This is a genomic window from Sinorhizobium saheli, from assembly GCF_001651875.1.
GTDB lineage: Bacteria > Pseudomonadota > Alphaproteobacteria > Rhizobiales > Rhizobiaceae > Sinorhizobium > Sinorhizobium saheli.
The window spans coordinates 1-1,079 of sequence record NZ_LNQB01000004.1; the positions used below are offsets into that span (position 1 = coordinate 1).

1 pseudogene is annotated in these 1,079 nt (G+C 56.9%); it reads right to left on the reverse strand.

Annotation, left to right across the window (positions count from 1 at the left end):
* Positions 1–28 precede the first annotated feature (28 nt).
* Positions 29–1,079: pseudogene (locus ATB98_RS29335) on the reverse strand (recombinase family protein); the annotation flags it as partial.

The following is a 1,079-nucleotide window of genomic DNA, read 5'->3' on the forward strand; positions in this document are numbered from 1 at the left end:
AAGCGCTGATTCATTGTACCCCTCTTCTTCAAGTGTCTGGAAACATTGATATTTGTTTTTGGAGTTCGGCGCGACACGGACCATTTCTGTTGCGTATTGCTTTGATCACTTCCTGGTTTTGAAGATGACACGCTTCGATTTGCCATGGGGCACCGGGGACGACCTGCTCGGCAGGCAAAATACGATCAACAATAAGGCGGCGAATGACGTGGCTGGTCACTTCCAAGCATTTAGCGGCCTCTTTCATGGTCAGCCATTGCCCATCTTTCTCGGCCGACCGAAAAGCATGGATGCCCTGAACCCTGCGAATGGAGCTGACACGGTGCGCAGTCCAGGTTTTGTTTTGACCCGTTCGAATGCCCATTCGGTTCAACGTTGCAGCGATATCGTCGTCGGAATAACGGGTCGCCATTTGCTTCATAACGGCAAGCGCCTGGTCGGGCGTCTGGCATCCATGTTCGCCGGTTTTGGGCTTGCGGACACGCAGAACCGAATGTTGTCCGCCTTTCCAGTGAATGGTCAGAACGACCTCTCGGTTGCCATCGTCAACGTCGGCAATGATGTCAGCGATCAAGGTTCGCAGAATCTGTTGCCGTGTACGTGTGGCCACGCCGGGTGCATTCCAAGCCCGTACCAGGTCGTCAGCCAAGCCGGTAAAATCCGGCGGTTGATCCGCCCCGGAAGGTAGATCTGCCTCACTGACGCGTGCGCGGCACTCCTCGACGCGCCGCAAAGCGGCCTCCCAGTTCTTCTCGAGTTGGGCAGCAATCAACCGATTGTCCGGATCACAGGCGGCGTAACGACGTTCGGCCAGCCCGGCATCGTACTGGGCCTGTTGAAGGTCGAGCTCGAGAATAGGTCGTCGCTCGTTTTGACGCTGATGATGCATCCGCTCGGCTTCCAGGGCAGCCTCAATTGCTACCGGTTCTACCACACGCACGATCTCCTCGGCGATGGCGGCATCGATGCGAGCTCCACCGAATCCAAGACAACGTGGCAAACCGAGCATAAGATTGGGCCGGTCGCAACGATACATCGGCCGTCCCGGCGCAAGACCCACATACACAACAGCGAGGCCG